General features: G+C 73.7%; 2 protein-coding genes. One reads left to right on the top strand and one right to left on the bottom strand.

Translation table 11 applies throughout. The features are described 5' to 3' along the window. Positions 1–498: C40 family peptidase (locus ACYVJ4_RS18530; RefSeq protein WP_460461524.1), on the top strand; the 498-nt coding region annotated here is incomplete at its 5' end. A gap of 21 nt (positions 499–519) precedes the next feature. Here ACYVJ4_RS18530 and ACYVJ4_RS18525 read toward each other — a convergent pair. Next, the gene (locus ACYVJ4_RS18525; RefSeq protein WP_460461523.1) at positions 520–1053 is read right to left on the bottom strand and encodes an inorganic diphosphatase; all 534 of its coding nucleotides are present in this window, start codon (positions 1051–1053) and stop codon (positions 520–522) included. Positions 1054–1279 lie beyond the last annotated feature (226 nt).

The following is a 1279-nucleotide window of genomic DNA, read 5'->3' as shown; positions in this document are numbered from 1 at the left end:
GGCTCGGGCAGCGGCTCGGGCTCCGGCGGCTCCGGCGGCTCCGGTGGCTCCGGCGGCTCCGGCGGCTCGGGCGGCGGCTCGGGCGGCGGCTCTGGCGGTGGGGGCGGTGGCGGCTCGAGCCAGGGCTCGTCGTCCGCCGGCCAGACCGCCGCGAGTTGGGCGCAGACCCAGCTCGGCAAGGACTACGAGTGGGCGGCCGACGGGCCGAGCACCTACGACTGCTCCGGGCTCACCATGCGCGCGTGGGAGCGGGCGGGCGTCTCGCTGCCGCACTCCTCGCAGATGCAGTACCAGGTGACGGCGCACGTGTCGTACGACGCGATCCGTCCGGGCGACCTCGTGTTCTACGGGTACAGCTCGTCCGACCCGGGCTCGATCCACCACGTCGGCATCTACATCGGCGGCGGGCAGATGGTGGAGGCGCCCTACACCGGGGCGCAGGTGCGGATCTCGTCCATCTGGCGCTCGGGCATGATGCCCTTCGCCGGCCGCCCCTGAGGAACGTCCGCCGCGGCGGGGTCAGGCGTGGGGCGGGTGGGCGCCGGGCGTGGTCTGGACGGCGGCGTGCGGGGGTGCGCTCTTGGCGCGCTCGTAGGACGCGACGACCTCAGCCTCGGCCTCGACGCGGCCGGCCCAGTGCGCGCCCTCGACGGACTTGCCGGGCTCGAGGTCCTTGTAGGTCTCGAAGAAGTGCTGGATCTCGAGGCGGTCGAACTCCGAGACGTCCTCAAGGTCCTGGATGTGCTTGAGCCGCGGGTCGCCCGCCGGCACGCACAGCAGCTTGTCGTCGCCGCCGGCCTCGTCGCGCATGTGGAACATCCCGATGGTGCGCGCCTTGATGAGGCAGCCCGGGAAGGTGGGCTCCTCAAGCAGCACCAGGGCGTCGAGCGGGTCGCCGTCCTCGCCGAGCGTGCCCTCGACGTAGCCGTAGTCGGCGGGGTACCGGGTCGAGGTGAACAGCATGCGGTCGAGGCGGATCCGACCGGTCTCGTGGTCGACCTCGTACTTGTTGCGCTGCCCCTTGGGGATCTCGATGGTGACGTCGAACTCCACGGCGGTCCCTCTTCCGGTGCTGGTCGGCGCGACGGCTAGGGTCGCGGTGTCCATGGTCCCGCACCGGGGGCCGCCCGTGCAGAGGGGGGTCGATGCCCCACGTCCGCCGCTGGCTGGCGGCTGCCGCCGTGCTGGCCGTGGCCGGGTACGCCGTGGCGGACGCCGACGACGTCGTGCCCGGGGTCCTGACGACCTCGACGACCGTCCCCGCGGCCGCCCGCCCCGC

It is taken from the genome of Angustibacter peucedani (assembly GCF_054779595.1).
Note: the sequence above shows the minus strand (reverse complement) of the source record. Positions and strands in the feature narration are given on the sequence as shown.